Below are 1,494 nucleotides of genomic sequence, written 5' to 3'. Positions count from 1 at the left end.
CACCCTTGGCCAGCGCCTTGCCGGGGCCGCTCGCTCCAGCGCGCTGGGTAGCGGCGGGGCGCAGGGCGTGCGCCGCGACGACCTGGAATTCATGAGCGAGGTGGACGCGGCCCTGCACCGCAAGGGACATCCGCTGGCCTTCGTGCTGTCCGCTTCGTTGGGGGTGTTCTTTCTGGTGTTCATCGTCTGGGCGGCGTTTGCCCCGCTGGACGAGGTGACGCGCGGCCAGGCCCAGGTCATCCCTTCGCAGCGCATCCAGGAAATCCAGAACCTGGAAGGCGGCATCATCAGTGAAATATTCGTGCGCGAAGGGCAGATCGTGGAAAAGGGCGCCGTGCTGGTGCGCCTGGACAACGAATCCGCCGCCAGCTTTTTCCGCGATGCGGTGGCGAAATCGTACGAGCACACGGCCGCCATCGCCCGGCTGGAGGCGGAAATGGCGGGCAAGGAACCGGTGTACCCGCAGGAAGTGCTGCAGAATGCCCCGCAGGTGGTGGCCGACCAGACCTCCATCCACAACGCGCGCAAGCGCCAACTGGAACTGGAACTGAGCGTGCTGGAAAGCCAGCTTACGCAGAAGCGCCAGGAAGTGGATGAAATGGTGGGGCGGCAAGGACAATTGGGCGCCAGCCTGCGCGTGGCGCAGGAACAACGTGACATAGCCCGTCCGCTGGTGGAAAAGCAGATATATTCCAAGGTGGACTACCTGAGCCTTGAGCAGCGCGTCATTCAGTTGCGCGGCGACATCAGTTCGCTGGCCGTGAACATCCCCAAGGCGCGCAGCGCGGTGCACGAGGTGGAGCAGCGGTTGTCGCACCGCAAGGCAGAGGTGCGCTCGCAGGCGGTGGAGGAAATCAACAAGCGCCGCGTGGAGCTGAATTCCCTGCGCGAAACCCTGTCCGCCGGGGAAGACCGGGTGACCCGTACCGACCTGCGCGCCCCGGTGCGCGGTACTGTGAAACGCATCATCATCAATACCCAGGGCGGCGTGGTGAAGCCGGGCGAATCGATTCTGGAACTGGTGCCGCTGGATGACTCCCTGCTGGTGGAGGCGCGCATCCGCCCGGCGGACATCGCCTTCCTGCATCCGGGCCAGAAGGCCATCGTCAAGATCACCGCCTATGACTTTTCCATCTATGGCGGGCTGGAAGCGGGGCTGGAACAGATCAGCGCAGACACCATAGAGGACCGCAAGGGCGAGTTCTACTACCTGGTCAAGCTGCGCACCAAGAAAAACGCCATCACCTATCGCGGCGAAAACCTGCCCATCATGCCGGGCATGACCGCCACGGTGGACATTCTTACCGGCAAGAAGACGGTACTTGATTATCTGCTGAAGCCCATCCTGAAGGCGCAGCAGAATGCCATGCGGGAGCGTTGATGCGAATTGGGGCCAGGGGCGTGGGAACCGGCGCGGCCAATGCGCCGAATCTCCCCGGCCCGCCGGATGCGGCGGACCGGGCCGGGGGGGCGCGTGCGCGCCGTGAACCCGGC

1 protein-coding gene is annotated in these 1,494 nt (G+C 64.6%); it reads left to right on the top strand.

Annotated elements, in window-relative coordinates:
• The first annotated feature begins 91 nt into the window (after positions 1 to 91).
• Entirely contained in the window at positions 92 to 1,381 is a 1,290-nt protein-coding gene (locus FVW20_RS15030) for an HlyD family type I secretion periplasmic adaptor subunit (RefSeq protein WP_196610240.1), read from the top strand.
• The last annotated feature ends 113 nt before the right edge of the window (positions 1,382 to 1,494 follow it).

This window comes from Nitratidesulfovibrio oxamicus, from assembly GCF_015731765.1.
GTDB classification, from domain to species: Bacteria; Desulfobacterota; Desulfovibrionia; order Desulfovibrionales; family Desulfovibrionaceae; genus Cupidesulfovibrio; species Cupidesulfovibrio oxamicus.
Note: the sequence above shows the minus strand (reverse complement) of the source record. Positions and strands in the feature narration are given on the sequence as shown.

What these genes read in the sequence shown, in the direction of transcription:
- FVW20_RS15030 (WP_196610240.1), top strand. Translation starts at nt 92, where the DNA reads ATGAGCGAGGTGGACGCGGCCCTGCACCGCAAGGGACATCCGCTGGCC.